The following is a 17,756-nucleotide window of genomic DNA, read 5'->3' as shown; positions in this document are numbered from 1 at the left end:
CCAGGCGATGCACGGACCCGACCCTGATCTATGACGCGGGCCGGTGTCAGGCCATCCCCTACGGGATCGCTACTTCTCCCCGACGTTCTTCAGGGGCGTCGGGTTCGCGATGTTCGGCGGCGCGTTCCACTTCTGCAGCTTGCTGCCGTCGCACGGCGCGGTGGTGAGCTTGCTGACCACGGTGCTGCCCGTGAAGATGTCGTCGCTGTGCAGCTTCGGGTCGTCGAGGTTCGTCGGGCTCAGGCACTTGCCGTATGCGTCGACGATGACGTAGCTCGTCCCGTAGCTGCTCTCCCGGTACGACACCTTCCACTCGACGGCCTTCTTCTCCTCGTCGCTCGCGGTGAGCGCCGGGCATGCCTTCATCGTGACGAAGTGCGACGCGTCGCCCGTCTTGAACGTCGTCAGGCAGTAGGTCTTGTTGGCCCTGTTGTCGTACGTGGTGATGCGGCCGCTGACCGTGCCCTGCTCGTTGGGCGCGACCGGCACCACGAAGCGCTGGTTCCAGCCGACGCCGGTGATGACCGGTGCCTGCTTGCACGGCCACACGATGAGGAACCCGAGCGACACGTTGAAGTTGGTGACGTCGACGCACCGGCCGAACTGCTGGAAGTTGACCAGCTGGTAGGGCGCGTCGGCGGCGCCGGCGCCCACGGTCGCGTCCGGCGCGAACGTGCGGGTGTTGTCCGCGCCACCGCACAGGACGAGCTCCATGAAGGCGCCCTTCGTGGCGGCGGCCTTCGCGTGCATGCAGAGCGTGCCGAGGCTGGTGCCGTCCTTCGCGGTGTTCTGGAAGCTCGAGCTGTCGTTGAGGCTCCAGCGCTGGTTGTACGGGATGACCGGGTTGATGCCGCAGGTCTGGAACTGCAGCAGGTCGCCGGCGACCGGTTCGGTCTTCGAGCCGATGCACATGCCCAGCGGGTTCTTGGCGGTGACCGAGGAGACCAGCCGCAGCGTCAGGTCCTTCGTGTAGGCGAAGGTCTGCCGCGAGCTGCCGGTGTTGCACGGCTGGGTGGTGACGATCGTGCCCGTCGCGGGCGAGCCGGAGCCGGCGTCCAGGCAGTACGCCCCACCCAGGAGGCGGAGCAGGCCGCCGTCGATGTTCTCGTTGGTGAACCGGAAGACGTACGTGGCGGTCAGCGTCCGGGTCCGCCGGTCCTTGGGGTCGATCACGTCGGTGACCTTGCCCTCCTTGTCGGTCCCCAGCGCCGTGATGACGGCGTAGGCCGGCGCCTTCTGGACCGTCAGGATCTTGGCCGCCGTCTCCACGCACGGGATGGGTTTGTTCACCGTGTCCTGGTATTCGACGGAGACCTGGTAGCGGCCGGGCAGCACGTCGGTCACGCCGGACACCGTGGCGCCGATCGTGCCGCGCAGCGGCGTGAGGGCCGGCACGCAGACCAGGTTGGCGATGTTGCCGAGCGACCCGCGGATCCGGCCCATCACGATGTCGATGCCCGCCTGGGCGGCGTGCAGCGCCTGCGCCCGGTCGACCGTCGCCGCGGTGTCGCGCAGCTGGGCGATCACCACCGGCACCATCAGCGTGGACAGTGACGTCCCGACCAGGGTCAGCATCATGGCGAGGGGCAGCGACCCCCGGTCACCGCGCAGACGGAACCGCTTGAGCACACTCATGTGCGCGCCTCCGGGCAGATCTCGTCGGGCTTGGTGTTCCTGGTGGAGTTCAGTGCGGTGAACGTGAGCTCGGTCTTCGCCTTGGCCTGGCCGCGACCCGGGTTGCTGGCCACCATCAGGACGATCTTCAGCCGCTGGAAACCGGTGTCCTTGCCCGGGTCCAGCAGCTTGAACGAGCTCTGCGCGACGTCGACCTCGTTGGCGAGCACGACCCACTTGCCGGGCGGCTTCGTCGCCTGCGGCCACACCTGGCGGCGCAGCACCCTCGTGGCCTTGTTCAGCTCCAGCTGGGCGCACTCCGGCTGGCCGGACACCACTTCCGTGTTGAGGTACTCGACGAACATGTTCCCGGCCGAGTCGTGGTGCTCCCCGCTGATCCCCGCCGCGTAGCGCACGTTGCGGTCCAGCCGCAGGAACGCCGTGTTGAGCTGTGTCTGGGTCAACGCCGCCAGCTCGTTGTTGCTGCCGGCCTGGAACAGCTGCACCACCCCGGTGGTGAAGATGGCCATCACCGCCGACATGATGCCGGTCGTCACGGCCATCTCGGCGAGGGTGACGCCGTCGTCGCGGCGCAGCCGGGCCAGGGTCCGGCGCAGCGCGCTCATCCGGTCACCGTCCAGGTGAACATGAAGACCGACTGGGCCTTGCTGCCGTCGGTCACGGTCAGGACGACCCGATACGTGCCCGCCGTCGTCGGCGTACCGGTGATCTTGCCGCCGCTCAAGGTCATGCCGGGGGGCAGGCCGTCCTGGGCCCAGGTCAGCGCGCCGGTCCCGCCGGTGGCCGCCAGGGTCGGGAAGTTGGTGACCGCCGTGCCCTTGACGCTGGTCAGGTCCGGGGTCCAGACCTTCGGATCGAACGACGGTGAGGTCACTCGCAACCCTGTGGTCGCGGAGACGTTGACCGGCACCAGGGTCGAGTTGGTCACGCCCTTGCTGTCGGTGACGTTCAGCTTGACCAGGTAGCGGGTCGTGCCGGACACCTTGCCGGTGACCTTTCCCGCGCTGTCGATGGACAACCCGGACGGCATGTCCGACGCGCTCCAGGTGTACGGTGCCGTGCCGCCGTACCCGATGACGTTCCCGGTGTACTGCGCGTCCTTGTCCAACGCGATCGGCGTCGTCGAGTTCGGGAACTGCACCGCCACCTTCCAGTTGAGCTGGAACGTCGCCGTGGCGCTCTTCCCGTTCTTGTCGACCGCCGTCACCTTGATCGCGGTGTTCGTCGCCGCGGCGCTCGCCGGCTTCGTGCCGGTGATGAGGCCGGTGGTCGAATTGATCGACAGGCCCGACGGCAGACCGGTCGCCGTCCACGTGAACGGGCCGATCCCGCCGGTCAGCGGCACCTGATAGGACACGGGCAGGTTCGGGTCCCACGCCTGGGTGGTCGGCGCGAGCGCCGGCAGCGGGGCCACCGTCCAGGTGAACGACGCGTCGTTGCTCGACATGGCGTCCGTGACGACGATGCGCACCACGTAGGAGCCGGCGGTCGTCGGGGTGCCGCTGATGACGCCGGCGGGCGTCCACGCCAGGCCGGGCGGGAGGTTCTCCACCGCCCAGGCCAGCGGCGGGTAGGCGGTCGTCGCGGTCAGCGTGAGCGGTGCCGCCATCGGCACCGTGATCTCGTCCGTCCTGTCGCCGGGGTTGTCCGGCAGCGGTGGCGTGACGGTCACACTCGGGTTGAAGATCGGGTCCGTCGCCGACGCGCTGACCAGGGTCTGCGTCACGTAGTGGCAGACCCCGCCGGTGCCCGCGCAGCCCCGGTCGTTCTTCCACGTCACGGCGACGATCACCCGGTAGAACGGCACCAGGATCCCGGGCAGTGACGCCAGGCTGCAGGCGCCGAGCTCCTCCGGTTTCAGGATCGACAGGTTGCCGAGCGGCATGTTGCAGGAGCCGACGAACCAGTACCGGCTGAACTCGGCGTTGAGGACCGTCAGCGGCTCCGCCCCGATCGGCAGCGCCGGGGCCGCCACGCTCTTGGCGAGCGGGCCCAGGCCGGCGTCGAAGGCCGGCGTCATCGTGTCCAGCAGGTTCTTGAGGCTCGGCAGCTCGAGGCCGGGGATGTTGCCCGCCTTGAGGTCGTCGAGCTGCTGCTTCGCGTCCAGCCCGCCGCGGCCGGCGACGATGGTCGACCCGGGCAGCGACTTCACCAGGTCGACGCCGTCGTGGGCGAGCCGGACCGCGGTCTGCAGGCCGCGCTGCGTGTTGAGCGTCGTGGTCGTGCGCACGAAGAACGTGGTCAGCGCGGTCATGACCACGCCGATGATCGCGATCGACGTGAGGGTCTCGACCAGGCTGAACCCGGCGTCGGAGGGGGGAGTCCGTCGCATGGTGCCGGCTACTTCCCGGTGGCGTAGAACGCCTGGACGGTCAGGGTCAGCGAGGTGCGCCCCTCGGTGGTGGCCAGGTTCGCGGCGCTGATGAGCAGCGCCCGGGGCTGCACCTTCTGCAGCTGGTCGAGGAACGGCTCGATCTTCGCGGCGGGACCGGCGGCCGTCAGGCTGATCGGCAGCGCGTGCACCGTCAGCGGCCCGGCGCCGGCGACGTCGGTCGCGCCTCCGACGCTGACCCCGCTGACGGTGACCCCGGTGACGTCGCCCGCGGTCTGCACCTGGCGCAGCAGCGCCGCCACCGAGTCCGACGCCGGCAGCGCGTCGAGGTCCTTCTCCAGCTGCGCGGTGTACTGCCCGAGGTTCTGGTTGTCCTTGTCCAGGTCCGCGATCCGGGTGCGCAACTTCGCCACCTCGATGGTCGTGTCGTTGGCCTGCGTCCTGAGGTCCTCGGCCTCCTGGTACCGCGGCTGGATGACGAAGTAGTAGCCGGCCACCAGCAGGATGACGGCGGTGAACGCGCCGCCGAGGATCCAGAGCCGTTCGGGTCGCATCACTTGCCTCCTGACGCGCTGGGGGCCGCGCTCGGTGAGGTGAACCGCCCGCCGAGCGCCGCCTTGGTGATGTCGACCCGGATGGTGAAGTGGAGCCCGGAGTCGTCCTGCGTCGTCTCGGAGGGGAACGGGTTGGCCAGCCCGGGGACCGTGCCGAGGGTGTCGACGTAGGCCGCGACCTCGTCCTTGGACGGCGCCGTGCCGGACAGGGTGAGCATGCCGACCACGTCACCGGGGGCGTTGGCGGTGCCCTCCAGGTCCAGCGAACCGGTCACGTTCGCCACCGTGACGTTCTTCGGCGCCGCCTTGCGCAGCGAGACGAGCAGGGCAGACCACGACATGTCCCGCTCCATCAGGATCCCCAGTTGGGTCGTGATGTCCGTGATCTGCTGGCGGGTCGACTCCAGCTGCGTGTAGGTCGCCTTCTTGCGGTTCAGGTCCCGCCGGCTGTCCTGCACGGCGGTCAGCTCCGACTGCGCCTCGCCGGTCTTGCCGTCGGCGACCACGTACCACCCGAGCAGCAGGGCGACGCACAACGCCACCCCGGCGATCACGAGCCGCCGCACCATCCGCAGCCGCCGCAGGTCCGTGATCTCCAGGGGGAGCAGGTCGGCGGCGATCGGCAGGATCCGCATCGTCCGTGCCGTCGCGTCGGGAAACGCGGGGTGCGGCGCACTCTCCCGGCTCTTCTTCGCCTGTACGGGCGGCGCCTGCACGTCCTGCGCGGCACCCGGTGCGCTCTGCTGCGCGGCGTGGACGACCGCGGGCACGGCGGGCTGCACGGCGGTCGCGGCGTCCGCGGCCGCCCGCGCCGGTGCCGCTTGGACGGCGGCCTGCAGCGCCGCCGGCAGGGTGTCCTGAGCGGGCCCTGTGGCGGAGTGGTTCGACGGCTGGGTGGGCCACGCGGCGGGCTGCGCCGCGCCGGGCCCCGCGGCGGGCGGCAGCGCGGGCGCGGTGCCAGGGGCCGGGGGCGTGGCGGCAGGCGGCATCGCCTGGTCGGTGGGCGGGATCGACGGCGGGGCCGGCCGCGGTGGCGGCGGCACGCTGGCCTCCGGTAGCCCCGGCGAGGGCGCGGCCTGGCGCGCGGGGTCGAGGCGTGGCGTGGTCCCCGGCGGCGTGGCTCCGGGTGGCATGGTCGCGGGTGGCATGGTCGCGGGTGGCATGGTCCGTGCGGCCGCGGCGGGTGGCTGCGCCGTGAGGGCCGGGCGTGGCTTCGCGGGCGCGGTGAACTGGACGCCGGGCAGCGACCTGATGGGGCCCGCGGGGGCGTCGGCCTCCTCCTGCTGCGGCGCGGGCGCGACCGGCGGCGGCACGGGCGTGACCGGCGGCGGGGTGAGCGGCGGCAGGGCGGCGGACCGGTCGGCCCCCGGCTGGGAGGTCGGCTGGGAGGTCGGCTGGGGCGCCCACGTCTCGGCCGGCCGCATCCGGGCCTCGGCCGCGCGGTCCCAGGTCTCGACGGGCTCGGTGCGCGCGCCGAGGGCGGCGGCCGGCTCGCCGGTGCCGGGCAGGATGAGCTCTCCGGCGATGTACCTGGGGAACTCCCGCCGCGGCGGGGCCGCCTCCGCCGCCGCCGTCTGCGAGACGAGGGCCGCCTCGGGGAGCGACGGCAGCTCGACCCGCGCCTGCGGGTGGCCCGTGGCTTCGGGACCGGTGCCCGTGAGCTCGGGATCCGTGGCTTCGGGGGTGGCGGGGGGCCACGCCGGCGGCGGGCCCGGCGGCACGACCGGCACGATACGCTCCGGCTGTGTCGCCGGCGCCTCCTGCCACCGGCCGCTGTCGAGAGGGCCGGTGAAGGGGTCGGTGAGCGGGTCGGTGAGCGGGTCGATCCGCCGGTGGCCGGCCGGCGGCACCGGTTGGTAGCCGCCCGGGGGCGGTTCGGAGCCGGACGGCTGGTAGCCACCCCGGGGCGGCGCGGACGGGCCGGGATCACGGTCGTCGTCGTCCGGGTCGTCGTTCCACGAGGGCAGGACGATGCCGGTGAGCTTGCGCTCCGGCTCCTCCTCCCACCAGGCGCCGCTCACGACGCGCCCGCCAGGGTCATGCCGACCGAGACGGCGGCGGAGGCGCGGGCCTGCTCGAGGCTGCCGTGCCGGACCCGGCGCAGGCCGCGCACCCGCATCACGGGGTCGACGGCGATCACCTCCACGCGCAGCTGGGCCCGCAGGGCGTCCAGGAGGCCGGGCAGCAGCGAGCCGCCACCGGACAGGGCGAGCCGGCTGACCCGGGCCTGCCGGCCGCCGGCGGTGAGGTACGCGAACGAGCTGCCGATCTCGTTGATGAGCGGCCGGACCGCGTCCTTGAGCGCCGACGCGGTCTGCCCGTCGGTGTCGGTGCGCAGGCCGATGCGGCACTTGAGCTCCTCGGCCTGCTCGGCCGGGATGTCGAGCCGGTCGGCGACGGTCTTCGTGATCTCGTTGCCGCCGCGGGGGATGGTGCGCACGATGAGCGGCTCGCCGTCGTGGTGCACGATGACGCTGGTCGCGTGGGCGCCGATGTCGACCAGGGCCTCCACGTTCTCGTCGAGGCGGGACGCGGCGCGCAGCAGCGCGAACGAGGACAGGTCCACCCGGACCACGCGCAGCTTCGCCGCCTCGATGGCCCGGATGGCGGCGAGGACCGGCTCCTTCGGCGCGGCGACGAGCAGCCCGCGCACGGTGTCGCCGTCGGGCTCGGCGAGGGGGTGGAAGTCGATGAGCGACTTCTCCGGCGCGAGCGGCAGCGCGTCGCGGACCTGGAAGGGCAGCGACTTGCGCATCTCCTTGGCCGGCAGGTTGGCGACCGTGGTCTCGCGGACCACGACCTGCTGGTGGGTGACGCCGAGCGCGACCTTGCGGCTGCGGAACCGATGCGTCGCCCACAGCTGTTTCAGTGCCGTGGTGACGGCCTGCTCGTCCTGCACGGCGCCGTTCTGCACCACGCCGGGGCCCAGCAGGATGTGGCCGAAGTTGCTGATGACCGGCCCGTCCTTGCTGTTGCTGGTCTCCGCCGCACGGATGGACGTCGTGCCGATGTCCAGTCCGATGAGGTTGACGGCAGCCATCGTGCTCCTTAGAAAAACCGTCAGGCGGGCAGGAGGATGGAGGTGTACCAGTCGGCGATCGGCGCCGCCGCGAAGAGCGCGACCAGCGCCCCGGCGAGCATCGACGGGCCGAAGGGCACCGCGGTCTTGCGCTCCGCGCGGCCGCCGGCCATCAGCGCGATCCCGGCGATCCCGCCGAGGAGGAACGCCGCCAGGGTCCCGACGGCGAGGGGTGCCCAGCCCAGCCAGCCGAGGTACAGGCCCAGCACACCGGCGAGCTTGACGTCGCCGAAGCCCATGCCGCCCGGGTACACCAGGGACAGCAGCAGATAGAAGGCGAAGAGCACCGCCATGCCCAGGAGGCCACGCAGCCCCGCGGACCAGTCCCGCTCCAGCGCCACGGCGGGCAGGAACAGGGCCGGCACCACCAGGTAGGACGGCAGGACGATCGCGTTGGGCAGGCGCAGCACGTCGAGGTCGATGAGGGCCAGGGCGACCGCGATCGCGGCGAAGTACAGCCAGGCGGGCAGCGCCGCCGACCAGCCCAGGCGGGCGGCGACGGCGACGAACAGCGCGGCCGTGCCGAGCTCCACCAGGGGGTAGCGGACGCTGATCCGGGCCTTGCAGTCGGCGCAGCGGCCACGCAGCAGCAGCCAGCCGAGCAGGGGGACGTTGTGCCAGGGCCGGACCGGCGCCGTGCACCGCGGACAGTGCGAGGCCGGCCGCAGCAGCGACTCACCGCGGGGGACGCGGTGGATGACGACGTTGAGGAACGACCCGATCGCGAGGCCGAGCACGCCGACGAGCGCGAACAGCATCAGCGTGCTCCTTTCCTTGCGTCAGAGCCGGGTGTGGCGGCCCGTTGGAGACGGGCCGCCACAGCGTCGGACTGGACCGATCAGGGCGTGGCCGGCGCCGACGGCGCCGACGGCGCGGCGGCGCCGATGCAGTCGGGAAGGTTCTTGTCGTTGGTCTTCTTGACCGAGCCGCCGACGGCGCTCTCGTACTTGTAGACGACCCCGCCGTCCGCATTCATACCGCAGATCCGGTAGGTGCCGGGGGCGAGCTGCTTGTAGACCAGGGTGTTGCCGGGCGAGAGGGTCGCGACCTGCTGCCCCGTCGTCGCCGAGCCGAGCTTGAAGATGACGTTGTTGCCCTCGGTGCCCGGCGCGGGGATGTCGTCCGGGTACTTGTTGTTGTTCTCGGTGTAGAACTGCTCGACGGCGCTGACGGCGGCGCGGACGTCGGACTCGGCGGACTTGTTCGCCGCGCCCTTGCGGTAGTTCAGGTACATGGGGACGGCGATCGCGACAAGGACGCCGATGATCACGACAACGACGAGGAGCTCGACGAGCGTGAATCCGCTGTCTCCGGCGGCACGCTTCTTCTGCATCCTGCGCAGCGTTTCCTTCATGGGTGAGCCTCCTGCTCCTGCATGGGGGTGTGGTGGTGGTTGCGGCGAGGCTCCGCTGCCTGGCGCGCTGTTCGTTTGCAATTGCGTTCAGTTGCTCTGGATGTTCTGGTAGATCGAGAACATCGGCAGGTAGAGGCAGACGATCATCCCGCCGACCACGCCACCCATGACGAGCACCATGATCGGTTCGATGGACGCGGTGAGTGCGTCGGCCGCGCTGTCCACCTCCCGGTCATAGAAATCGGCAACCTTTTCCAGCATCTGACTGATTTGGCCGCTTTCTTCGCCGACTTCGACCATTTGCACGACCATCGATGGGAAAATCTTGTGCGTGCCGAGCTGCGAGGACATCGGCCGGCCCTCGCGCACCGCGTTCTGGAGATCGGCCATGGCGTTGCTGATGACAGCGTTTCCGGTGGTGGCGCCGACCACGTCCAGGGCCTGCAGCACCGGCACGCCGACGCCGAGCAGGGTGCCGAGATTGCGCGAGAAACGGCTCAGCGCGATCTTCGTGAACAGCGGCCCGAAGACCGGCAGCTTCAGCTTTGTCTTGTCCACCCGCAGCCGTACCGCGGGGTTCACCGCCATCATCTTCCGCAGCGTCACCGTGACCACGACGAACACGACGATGACGAGCGGGCCCAGCCAGAAGAGCGTGTGACTGGCGTTGACGATGATTCTGGTGGGGAGCGGGAGCTCGCCGCCGAGCTGTTTGAACATCTTCTCGAAGATCGGCACGATGAAGATGAGCACCGCGCTGATCATCACGGCGGTGAAGAGGAGCACGATCACGGGGTACGTGAGCGCGCTCTTGATCTTCCCGCGCAGCTGGGCGTCCTTCTCGAAGTTCGTGGCGATGCGGTCCAGGGCGCTGTCGAGGAAGCCGCCGGTCTCGCCGGCCCGGATCATCGCCACCATCAGCGCCGGGAAGACCTTCGGGTGCTTGCCGAGCGCGCCGGACAGCGACATGCCGCCCTCGATGTCGAGCCGGACCTCGCCGACCGCCTTCTTCAGCGACGGCTTCTGCGCCTGCTCCTCCAGCACCGCCAGGGAGCGCAGGAGCGACATGCCGGACTGCGTCATCGTCGCGAACTGCCGGGAGAACACCGACAGGTCCTTGAGCGTGGTCCGGTCGCCGAGGCCGGGGATGGTGATGTCGCGCTTCATCAGCGTGTCGGCGCTGGTGATGGCGAGCGGGGTCAGGCCCTGCTGGCGCAGCAGCTGCGCGGCGGCGAGCTCGTTGGACGCCTCGATCTTGCCCTTGGCGCGCTTCCCGTCGTGGTCGATCGACTGGTAGTCGTACGTCTTCGTCGCACTCATGCCGTCACCTCGCTTCGCGCCGACGGCATGACTCGTTCGCTTCGCTCTCTCATGACGGGCTCACATCCGGCCGGCGAGACGGCGGAACTCCTCCGCCGAGTGGCACATCTCCAGCGCCGTCTCGTACGTGACGAGCTGCTGGCGGACCCGCTCGGCCAGGTGCTGGTCGAACGAGAGCATCCCGTCGTTGCCGCTGGACTGCATGAACGACGGGATCTGGTGGTTCTTGCCCTCACGGATCAGGTTCCGGATCGCCGGCGTGGCGAACATGATCTCCGTGACGATCGTGCGGCCCTGCCCGTCGGCGCGTGGCGCGAGGGTCTGCGTGACGACGCCCTGCAGCGCGTTGGACATCTGCGCCCGCACCTGCTGCTGCTGGTGCGGCGGGAAGATGTCGATGACCCGGTCGACGGTCTGCGCCGCGCTCTGCGTGTGCAGCGTCGCCAGGACCAGGTGGCCGGTCTCGGCCGCGGTCAGCGCCGTCGACGTCGTCTCCAGGTCGCGCAGCTCGCCGACGAGGATGATGTCGGGGTCCTGGCGCAGCGCGTGCTTCAGCGCCATCGAGAACGACGTCGTGTCCGCGCCCACCTCCCGCTGGTTCACCAGGCAGCGCTTGTGCTCGTGCAGGAACTCGATCGGGTCCTCGATCGTCACGATGTGCGAGGAGCGGGTCCGGTTCGCCAGGTCCAGGATCGCCGCGAGCGTCGTCGTCTTGCCCGAGCCGGTGGGCCCGGTCACGAGCACGAGCCCGCGGTGCAGGTGGGCGAAGCGGGCCACCTGCTCCGGCACGCCGAGCTGGTCGAGGGGCTTGATGTTGTGGGGGATCGCCCGGAACGCCGCACCGAACGAGCCGCGCTGCGCGTACAGGTTGACCCGGAACCGCGACACGCCCTCGATCGCGTAGGCGAAGTCCAGCTCCTGGACCTGCTCGAAGTGCTTCCACTGGCTCTCGTTGAGCACGGCGGCGCGGACCAGCATCTCCGTGTCGGCGGGCGTGAGGTCGTCATAGCCCGGCAGGTACCGCAGCCCGCCGTTGATCCGCACCGTCGGCGGCGCCCCGACGGTCAGATGCAGGTCGGAGCCGCCGACGCGGACGAGCGACACCAGCATCGCGTCGAGCGAGGCGCGCTCGTCGCTGGTCACCATGGTCTCCACACGCGGCCCATCGGCAGCGCCCCCGCTGTGTTGAGGGTTACACGGCGACCCGGACGACCTCCGGGATCGAGGTCTGCCCCTCGGCGGCCTTCGCCAGGCCGTCCAGCCGCAGGTCGACGAGGCCCTCCCGGCGGGCGACGGCCTGGATCTCGTGCGCCGAGGCCCGGTCGATCGCCAGCTTCTCGATCTCCGCGGAGACCGGCATGACCTCGTGCAGCGCGATCCGGCCCCGGTAGCCCGTGTTGGCGCACGAGCGGCAGCCGACGGGACGCCACAGCGTGCGGGGGGTGCCGAGGATGTCGTACGGCCACCGCGCGCCGACCAGTTCGGCCTCGGTCGGCTCGTACTCGGTGCGGCACCAGTCGCACAGCCGGCGCGCGAGCCGCTGCGCGAGCACGCAGTCGACCGACGAGCCGACCAGGAACGGCTCGATCCCCATCTCGACGAGCCGGGTGACCGCGCTCGGCGCGTCGTTGGTGTGCAGGGTCGACAGCACCAGGTGGCCGGTGAGCGCCGCCTCGACCGCCAGCTGCGCGGTCGTGCGGTCCCGGATCTCGCCGATGAGCACCACGTCGGGGTCGGAGCGCAGGATCGCGGGCAGCACCGCCGCGAACGTCAGACCCGCCTTGTGGTCCACCTGCACCTGGTTGACGCCGGGCAGCCGGTACTCGACCGGGTCCTCCACGGTGATGATGTTGACGGTCGGCTTGCTGATCTCGGCGAGCGTCGCGTAGAGCGTCGTCGACTTGCCCGAGCCGGTCGGGCCGGTGACAAGCAGCATGCCGTGCGGCTTGTGGTAGGACGCCGCGAAGCGCTCCGCGTTGGCCTTGCTGAAGCCGAGCTTCGCCAGCTTCAGGTCCATGCCGCTGGTGTCCAGGACCCGCAGCACGATCTTCTCGCCCCACACCGTCGGCAGCGTCGCGGTCCGCAGGTCGACCGCCCGCTGGTTGATCTCGACGGTGATCCGGCCGTTCTGCGGGACGCGCCGCTCGGTGATGTCGACGTTCGACATGATCTTCAACCGGGAGATCAGCGCCGACTGGACGTGCTTGGGCACGGTGTCGACCTCGTGCAGGACGCCGTCGATGCGGTACCGCACCCGCATGTTGTGCTCGCCCGGCTCCAGGTGCAGGTCGGACGCCCGGTTCACGATCGCCTGTTCGAGCAGCGAGTTGACGTACCGGACGATCGGCGCGTCCTCGTTGAGCGTCGTCAGGGCCGAGACGGCGGGTGTCGACTCCGCCCGCAGGCTCTCCGCGACCTCGCCGAGGTCGTTCTCCTCCCGCTTCAACCGGTCGATGATCTTGCGCAGCTCGGAGCGGGCCACCACGACCGGGCGGACCGTGAGGCCCGTCGCGGCGCGGACGTCATCCAGCGCCAGGACGTCACCCGGGTCGGTGATGCCGACGGTGATCTCGAGGTCGTTGAGGGCGATGCCGAGGACCCGGTGCTTCAGGACGAGCGCCATCGGGATCTTCGTGATCGCCGCCGGATCGATGGGGTAACCCACCAGGTCCAGCGTCTGGATCCCGTACGCGTCGGCGGACGCCTCGGTGAGCTGATCCTCGGTGACGATGTGGTCGTTGATGAGCACGGCGCGGATCGACCGCCCGGTGCGCTCCGCCTCCTCCGCCGCCCGGTCGACCGCCTGCGGATCCGCTCCACGTTCCTTCAGCGCGTCCAGCAACGGACTGAACGTCTGGTACATCTCACCCCCGGGTCCTCAACGGCATCATCGGCACCGCTCCGGGTGACTTTCGGGATTCACCCCCGCTGGATGGCCGGTGCTCGTTGACGTGCAGCTCCGCCGTCATGAGGATGCTTCGCTGTGTCGGTTGCCGTCGTCGAAGATCCGTTGCCCGGCAAAATCAGTGTGTGGCGCGCGAGATGGGTCCTGATGCGCTACGGACGCCCACCAGGGGCCCCACCGGAGGGAGTCGCCGCCAGCGGCCAGCTGTTGACCCTGGTCACCGAGGTCGCCACGCGTGTCGGGGTGGCAGCCCCCGACGCGGTCCTGCTCACCGGCCACGGCGTCGTCCGCGCCTGGGCCAGCCGCCGCCGGCGGGTCCTGCTGGTCGGCCTGCCGCTGCTGCACTGCCTGACCGTCGACGAGATCCGCGCACTGGTCGCGCACGAGCTCGCCATCGTCGACCACCGCCGCGCCCACCTCGTCGCGCGCCTGCGGGACCTGTACGAGGAGGCCGCCGACCCGTCGCGCGTCGAGCTGCCCCCGCGGGCGGCGGCGGTGCTGCGCGCCACCCGTGAGTTCGCCAGTGCCCTGGAGCGCAAGGCCGACCAGGCCGCCAGCAGCGCGTCCGGGCTGCACACCGCGGCCCGCGCGGTCGTGAAGGCCGACCTGGCCGAGTTCGAGTTCGCCGACCTCGCCTTCGACCTGGAGGAGCAGGTGTGGCAGTACGCGGCGGCGGCGATCCAGGACGTCCACGACGGCTGGCGCGCCGCGATCCGCGCCGGCGCGATCCTCGCGTCCGTCGACGACGACACCCGGACCACCCTGATGAACCGGCACCCGAACCTCGCGGGCGCCATCGCGCCGCTGACCGCCGCACACCTGGCGCTGCGGGCCGCGGACCTCGTGCCCGTCGACCCGCTCCCGGCCGCCGACGAGCGTGCCCTGGCCCGGCACGTCCTGCGCCGCTCGCCGGCGGAGTGGACCACGTTCGCCGCGGTGCCGGCCACCGCCTGGCCCGGCTGGGTCGTCCGGCAGGCGCGCGCCGTGCACGACCAGGTCGCCACCCTGCTGGGCCGCCCGGCGACCGGCGACGCGGAGGTGGTCGAGGTGCTGCTGACCCGCCTCGACGAGCTGGTCGCCGCGAACTGGCCGGCTCAGCCCGAACCGCCGACCGAGCCCGAGGACCTCGACGCGACCCCGTCCGTGGTCGTGGTGATGGAGGCCGCGCTCACCTCCCGCGGCTGGCGCCGCCTCCACCCCGCCACGCCCGGCGTCCTGACCTCGGACTCGGGCGCCGAGTGCAATCTGCACGAGCTCGCGGTCTCACCGACCGCCCTGCCGGAGCTCCTGGCGCTGCTGTCCGATTAGCGCTGCGGCTTCAGGTGTCGCGCTTCGGGCTTTCGGCCGTGCTTCTGGCATCCGGCCGTGCTTCGGGCTTTCGGCGGCGCTTCGGGCTTTCAGGTGTCCAGTTCGGTGCGCCATGAGTGTCGCGGGTCGTAGCCGAGGACCTCGCGGGCCCGGTCGATGCAGAGCAGCGTCTCGAACTCGCCGAGCTCGCGGGTCAGCGGCACCTCCGGGAATACCTCGCGCATCAGCTCGGCGGACGGGCGGTCCATGATCGTATCGGCGGCGGCGATCACGTACGAGCTCGCGCCCTCGACCGGCGCGTCGAGGGCGAGCCGGCAGGCGGTGGCCACGTCGCGCACGTCGACGTACCCCCACAGGTTCCACTTCCGCGAGTGCGGGTCGCTCCAGTAGCCGGGGACGGCGGCGTAGTCCTCGGGCGCGTGGACGTTGGACAGCCGCAGGCCGACGAACGGGATGCCGCTCCACGCGGAGATCTCCCGGGCCAGGGTCTCGCCGACGACCTTCGACAGCGCGTAGGTCGTCGTCGGGAACGGGTAGTGCTCCTCGTCGACCGGCGCGTAGCGCGGGGGAGTGTCGAACGGCAGGCCCAGCGTCGTCTCGCTGGAGGACCACACGACCCGGCCGACGCCGGCGTTCTGCGCGGCGTGGAACACGTTGAAGTTCATCGTCGAGTTGCGGTTGAACGTGACCGCGGGCGGATGCATGCCGGGCGCCGGGATGTTGGCGAGGTGCACGACGGCGTCGGCGTCCTGGACGACCTCGACCGCCTGGCCGTAGTCGGTCAGGTCGGCGACCACCATGGGGGTGCCGAGCTCGCTGAGGTGGCCTGCCTTGCCGACGGCGTCGGTGGCGACGACGTGGTGGCCGTGGGCGAGCAGGTCGGCGACGACCGCCCGCCCGGTCTTGCCGTGTGCTCCGGTGACGACGATCCTTGCCATGCCTACGTTTCTACCGTAGGCCCCGGCGCAGGGTGTCGACAGCCTCGTCGTCCGTCCTACCGCAGGCCGCGGTGCAGCAGCGCGGTGAGGGTGTCGATCGCCTCGTCGTCCGGCAGCCGCGGCTCGGGCGCGGTGAGGTGCGCGTAGGCGAACATCGCCAGCATCGCCCCCATCGCCTCGGCGACCACGGCGGGGCGGCCCGGCAGCGGGTGGCCGCGTGATGCGAGAAGCTCCAGGTGCTGCCGGAGGATCTCCGTGTCCTCGGCGAGGCGGGTGCGGGCCTGCCCGCTGAACGGCGCCTCCAGCATCGAGGACTGGAAGAGGGCGACCATCACCGGCAGGTGGGTCTTGAACGTGTGCCAGGCCGCGGCGACGTGGAAGCGCAGCTGCGCCTCGTCGGACAGGTCGTGGTCTGGGTCGTGGTCGGGGAGTGCCTCGTCGGCGGTGGCCTGCATGTCGCCCAGGAGCGCCCGCAGCAGCTCCTCCTTGCTCGCGAAGTGGTCGTAGAACGAGCCGACCGCGCGCCCGGCCTCGGCCGTGATGTCGCTGATCTTCGTGTTCAGGTAGCCGCGGGTGGCGAAGAGCTGCCTGGCCGCCTCCTTGAGGGCGGCGGAGGTCTGGGCCGCCTTCTCCTTGCGCGTGGCCATCGCGATCACGACCTCTCCTCTTGATGGCCTGCCCTCGTACCGGCCTTCCCCTTGCCGGCCGGTCTGTTGCCGGCCCCCTTCTTGACGGTCGACCGTAGCAGCCGGTAAAACTGAATCGTAGTTCACCGAATCTGGATTCAGTAAAGGAGTGGCGGGCATGGAGGCCATGGTCATCGGGGGCGGGGTCGCGGGACCGGTCGCCGCGATCGCGCTGCGACGGATCGGGTGGGACGTGACGGTGCACGAGGCGTACGCGGACCCGGCGGGCGACGTCGGGTCGTTCGTCAGCCTCGGCGCCAACGGGCTGCGGGCCCTCGACGCGATCGGCTGCCGGGACGCGGTCGCCGCCCGCGGCACGGCGCTGCCGCTGCTACGACTGCGCAGCGGCCGGGGCAAGCTGCTCGGCGAGGCCGCCCGCGGCCGGGTGACGCTCATGCGCGGGCGCCTGGTCGAGACGCTGCGCGACCTGGCCCTGGAGTCGGGCGCGCGGCTCGTCACCGGCCGCCGGCTGACCGGCGTCGGCCCCGGCCGCACGGCCGTGTTCGCGGACGGCGGCACCGCGACCGCCGACCTGATCGTCGGCGCCGACGGCATCCACTCGCGGCTGCGGACCGTCATCGACCCGGACGCCCCGGTCGCGCACTACGCCGGCCTGTGGACGGTCGGCGGCCGATCGGCGCACCGGGTCGAGCCGGGCGCGTTCACGATCACGTTCGGCGCGCGGGCGACGATGGTCTGCGCGCCGACCACCGCCGGCACCCTGTGGGCGGCGCAGGTGCCCTCGGCCACGCCCCCGACCGGCGCGGTGGACCACGACGCGCTCGCGGCCCTGTTCGCCAGGGACCACGGACCGGCGGCGGCACTGGTCCGCGACACCGAGCAATGGCACCCGCGCACCGTGATGCAGGCGCTGCCGGGTGGCGTACCACGGTGGCACCGCGACAGGATGGTCGTGCTCGGCGACGCGGCCCACCCGATGGGTGCCGGCCAGGGCGCGAACCTCGCCGTCGAGGACGCTGTCGTGCTCGCCCGCTGCCTGCGCGACACCTCCGGTCTGGACGCGGCCCTCGCGCGGTACGAGCAGCTGCGCCGCCCCCGCACCGACCAGATGCTGAAGGTGGCCGGCGCAAACCGCGACGCGAAGGTCGCCGGCCCGTTCACCGCCCGCGCACGAGACCTGCTGATGCCGTTCCTCTTCCGCCGCTTCGCCGACAAGGGCGGCGCCTGGATGCACGACTACGACGTCGAATGGAACACCGTCCCCGCCACACCTTCACCGTCCCCCTGACCCCACCCGTCCGCCACGCCGAGCAGCCTGCAGCCAGCACACCGTCCTTCACCGCCAACTCTGCGGCGGTCATGTGCGGCATCGAGCAGCACGCGGTTGGTGTTTGTGGCTTCGGCGTCGGCTTGGCGGTGGTCGGGTGCGGCGTCGAATGGAACGTGGTTGGTGTTTGTGGCTTCGGCGTCGGCCTGGCGGTGGTTGGTTGCGGCGTCGAGTTGGAAGCGGCCACCGCGTCGGCGCCGACTTGGCGGTGGCCGGGTGCGACGTCGGATGGAGTGCGGTCAGCGCACTGGTTTCGGCGTTGCTTAGCCTCGATCCACCGAGGGGCATCGAGATGTGACGAGTCGGCGGGTATGGGAAATGCCCTCTGGGCTGGGATGATGGGAGTTCTCTAGGCTT

15 protein-coding genes are annotated in these 17,756 nt (G+C 71.2%); 2 read left to right on the top strand and 13 right to left on the bottom strand.

Annotated elements, in window-relative coordinates:
- Window positions 1-69 precede the first annotated feature (69 nt).
- The 11 genes from ACFY3L_RS35295 to ACFY3L_RS35245 all read right to left on the bottom strand — a co-directional run bounded on the left by ACFY3L_RS35295 (window position 70) and on the right by ACFY3L_RS35245 (window position 13,137).
- Window positions 70-1,635, bottom strand: coding sequence for a ricin-type beta-trefoil lectin domain protein (locus tag ACFY3L_RS35295; protein ID WP_389334243.1), 1,566 nt, complete (start codon window positions 1,633-1,635; stop codon window positions 70-72).
- Window positions 1,632-2,240, bottom strand: coding sequence for a hypothetical protein (locus ACFY3L_RS35290; RefSeq protein WP_389334240.1), 609 nt, complete (start codon window positions 2,238-2,240; stop codon window positions 1,632-1,634). The genes ACFY3L_RS35295 and ACFY3L_RS35290 overlap by 4 nt, the downstream gene beginning before the upstream one ends.
- Window positions 2,237-3,967 (bottom strand): putative Ig domain-containing protein, encoded by a 1,731-nt coding sequence (locus ACFY3L_RS35285; RefSeq protein WP_389334238.1) that lies wholly within the window; start codon window positions 3,965-3,967, stop codon window positions 2,237-2,239. Before ACFY3L_RS35285 ends, ACFY3L_RS35290 begins: the two co-directional genes overlap by 4 nt.
- Before the next feature lie 8 nt (window positions 3,968-3,975).
- Window positions 3,976-4,521, bottom strand: coding sequence for a type 4a pilus biogenesis protein PilO (gene pilO, locus ACFY3L_RS35280; protein WP_389334236.1), 546 nt, complete (start codon window positions 4,519-4,521; stop codon window positions 3,976-3,978).
- Window positions 4,521-6,542, bottom strand: a complete 2,022-nt coding sequence (locus ACFY3L_RS35275) for a hypothetical protein (protein WP_389334234.1) — start codon at window positions 6,540-6,542, stop codon at window positions 4,521-4,523. Before ACFY3L_RS35275 ends, pilO begins: the two co-directional genes overlap by 1 nt.
- Window positions 6,539-7,561 carry a type IV pilus assembly protein PilM gene (pilM, locus tag ACFY3L_RS35270; RefSeq protein WP_389334232.1) on the bottom strand — a complete coding sequence of 341 codons (1,023 nt, stop codon included), beginning with the start codon at window positions 7,559-7,561 and terminating at the stop codon, window positions 6,539-6,541. Before pilM ends, ACFY3L_RS35275 begins: the two co-directional genes overlap by 4 nt.
- A gap of 20 nt (window positions 7,562-7,581) precedes the next feature.
- Window positions 7,582-8,358, bottom strand: coding sequence for a prepilin peptidase (locus ACFY3L_RS35265; protein ID WP_389334230.1), 777 nt, complete (start codon window positions 8,356-8,358; stop codon window positions 7,582-7,584).
- 80 nt (window positions 8,359-8,438) lie between these two features.
- Complete coding sequence (locus tag ACFY3L_RS35260) at window positions 8,439-8,954, bottom strand: prepilin-type N-terminal cleavage/methylation domain-containing protein (protein WP_389334227.1); 516 nt, start codon at window positions 8,952-8,954, stop codon at window positions 8,439-8,441.
- 87 nt (window positions 8,955-9,041) lie between these two features.
- Window positions 9,042-10,274, bottom strand: a complete 1,233-nt coding sequence (locus tag ACFY3L_RS35255; protein WP_389334224.1) for a type II secretion system F family protein — start codon at window positions 10,272-10,274, stop codon at window positions 9,042-9,044.
- A gap of 60 nt (window positions 10,275-10,334) precedes the next feature.
- Complete coding sequence (locus ACFY3L_RS35250; protein WP_389334861.1) at window positions 10,335-11,420, bottom strand: type IV pilus twitching motility protein PilT; 1,086 nt, start codon at window positions 11,418-11,420, stop codon at window positions 10,335-10,337.
- Window positions 11,421-11,466: 46 nt separating this feature from the next.
- A complete protein-coding gene (locus ACFY3L_RS35245) occupies window positions 11,467-13,137 on the bottom strand; it encodes a GspE/PulE family protein (protein WP_389334222.1) in 1,671 nt (556 codons plus the stop codon).
- Window positions 13,138-13,326: 189 nt separating this feature from the next.
- On the opposite strand from ACFY3L_RS35245, the gene ACFY3L_RS35240 reads away from it, so the two are divergent.
- A complete protein-coding gene (locus ACFY3L_RS35240; protein WP_389334219.1) occupies window positions 13,327-14,487 on the top strand; it encodes a hypothetical protein in 1,161 nt (386 codons plus the stop codon).
- Between the two features lie 89 nt (window positions 14,488-14,576).
- Here ACFY3L_RS35240 and ACFY3L_RS35235 read toward each other — a convergent pair whose 3' ends face one another.
- Together ACFY3L_RS35235 and ACFY3L_RS35230 are read right to left on the bottom strand one after the other, a co-directional pair.
- On the bottom strand, window positions 14,577-15,425 hold the full coding sequence (locus ACFY3L_RS35235; RefSeq protein WP_389334216.1) for an NAD-dependent epimerase/dehydratase family protein: 849 nt from the start codon (window positions 15,423-15,425) through the stop codon (window positions 14,577-14,579).
- A 56-nt stretch (window positions 15,426-15,481) separates the two neighbouring features.
- A complete protein-coding gene (locus ACFY3L_RS35230) occupies window positions 15,482-16,072 on the bottom strand; it encodes a TetR/AcrR family transcriptional regulator (protein ID WP_389334858.1) in 591 nt (196 codons plus the stop codon).
- Between the two features lie 157 nt (window positions 16,073-16,229).
- On the opposite strand from ACFY3L_RS35230, the gene ACFY3L_RS35225 reads away from it, so the two are divergent.
- Window positions 16,230-17,360 carry an FAD-dependent oxidoreductase gene (locus tag ACFY3L_RS35225; RefSeq protein ID WP_389334213.1) on the top strand — a complete coding sequence of 377 codons (1,131 nt, stop codon included), beginning with the start codon at window positions 16,230-16,232 and terminating at the stop codon, window positions 17,358-17,360.
- Window positions 17,361-17,756 lie beyond the last annotated feature (396 nt).

Source organism: Dactylosporangium sp. NPDC000521 (genome assembly GCF_042898305.1).
Classification (GTDB): Bacteria; Actinomycetota; Actinomycetes; order Mycobacteriales; family Micromonosporaceae; genus Dactylosporangium.
Note: the sequence above shows the minus strand (reverse complement) of the source record. Positions and strands in the feature narration are given on the sequence as shown.

Coding starts and splice junctions, on each gene's coding strand:
- ACFY3L_RS35225 (WP_389334213.1), top strand. CDS start 16,230: ATGGAGGCCATGGTCATCGGGGGCGGGGTCGCGGGACCGGTCGCCGCG.
- pilO (WP_389334236.1), bottom strand. CDS start 4,521: ATGCGACCCGAACGGCTCTGGATCCTCGGCGGCGCGTTCACCGCCGTC.
- ACFY3L_RS35260 (WP_389334227.1), bottom strand. CDS start 8,954: ATGAAGGAAACGCTGCGCAGGATGCAGAAGAAGCGTGCCGCCGGAGAC.
- ACFY3L_RS35240 (WP_389334219.1), top strand. CDS start 13,327: ATGCGCTACGGACGCCCACCAGGGGCCCCACCGGAGGGAGTCGCCGCC.
- ACFY3L_RS35290 (WP_389334240.1), bottom strand. CDS start 2,240: ATGAGCGCGCTGCGCCGGACCCTGGCCCGGCTGCGCCGCGACGACGGC.
- ACFY3L_RS35265 (WP_389334230.1), bottom strand. CDS start 8,358: ATGCTGTTCGCGCTCGTCGGCGTGCTCGGCCTCGCGATCGGGTCGTTC.
- ACFY3L_RS35250 (WP_389334861.1), bottom strand. CDS start 11,420: ATGGTGACCAGCGACGAGCGCGCCTCGCTCGACGCGATGCTGGTGTCG.
- ACFY3L_RS35230 (WP_389334858.1), bottom strand. CDS start 16,072: ATGGCCACGCGCAAGGAGAAGGCGGCCCAGACCTCCGCCGCCCTCAAG.
- ACFY3L_RS35295 (WP_389334243.1), bottom strand. CDS start 1,635: ATGAGTGTGCTCAAGCGGTTCCGTCTGCGCGGTGACCGGGGGTCGCTG.
- ACFY3L_RS35255 (WP_389334224.1), bottom strand. CDS start 10,274: ATGAGTGCGACGAAGACGTACGACTACCAGTCGATCGACCACGACGGG.
- ACFY3L_RS35235 (WP_389334216.1), bottom strand. CDS start 15,425: ATGGCAAGGATCGTCGTCACCGGAGCACACGGCAAGACCGGGCGGGCG.
- ACFY3L_RS35245 (WP_389334222.1), bottom strand. CDS start 13,137: ATGTACCAGACGTTCAGTCCGTTGCTGGACGCGCTGAAGGAACGTGGA.
- ACFY3L_RS35285 (WP_389334238.1), bottom strand. CDS start 3,967: ATGCGACGGACTCCCCCCTCCGACGCCGGGTTCAGCCTGGTCGAGACC.
- pilM (WP_389334232.1), bottom strand. CDS start 7,561: ATGGCTGCCGTCAACCTCATCGGACTGGACATCGGCACGACGTCCATC.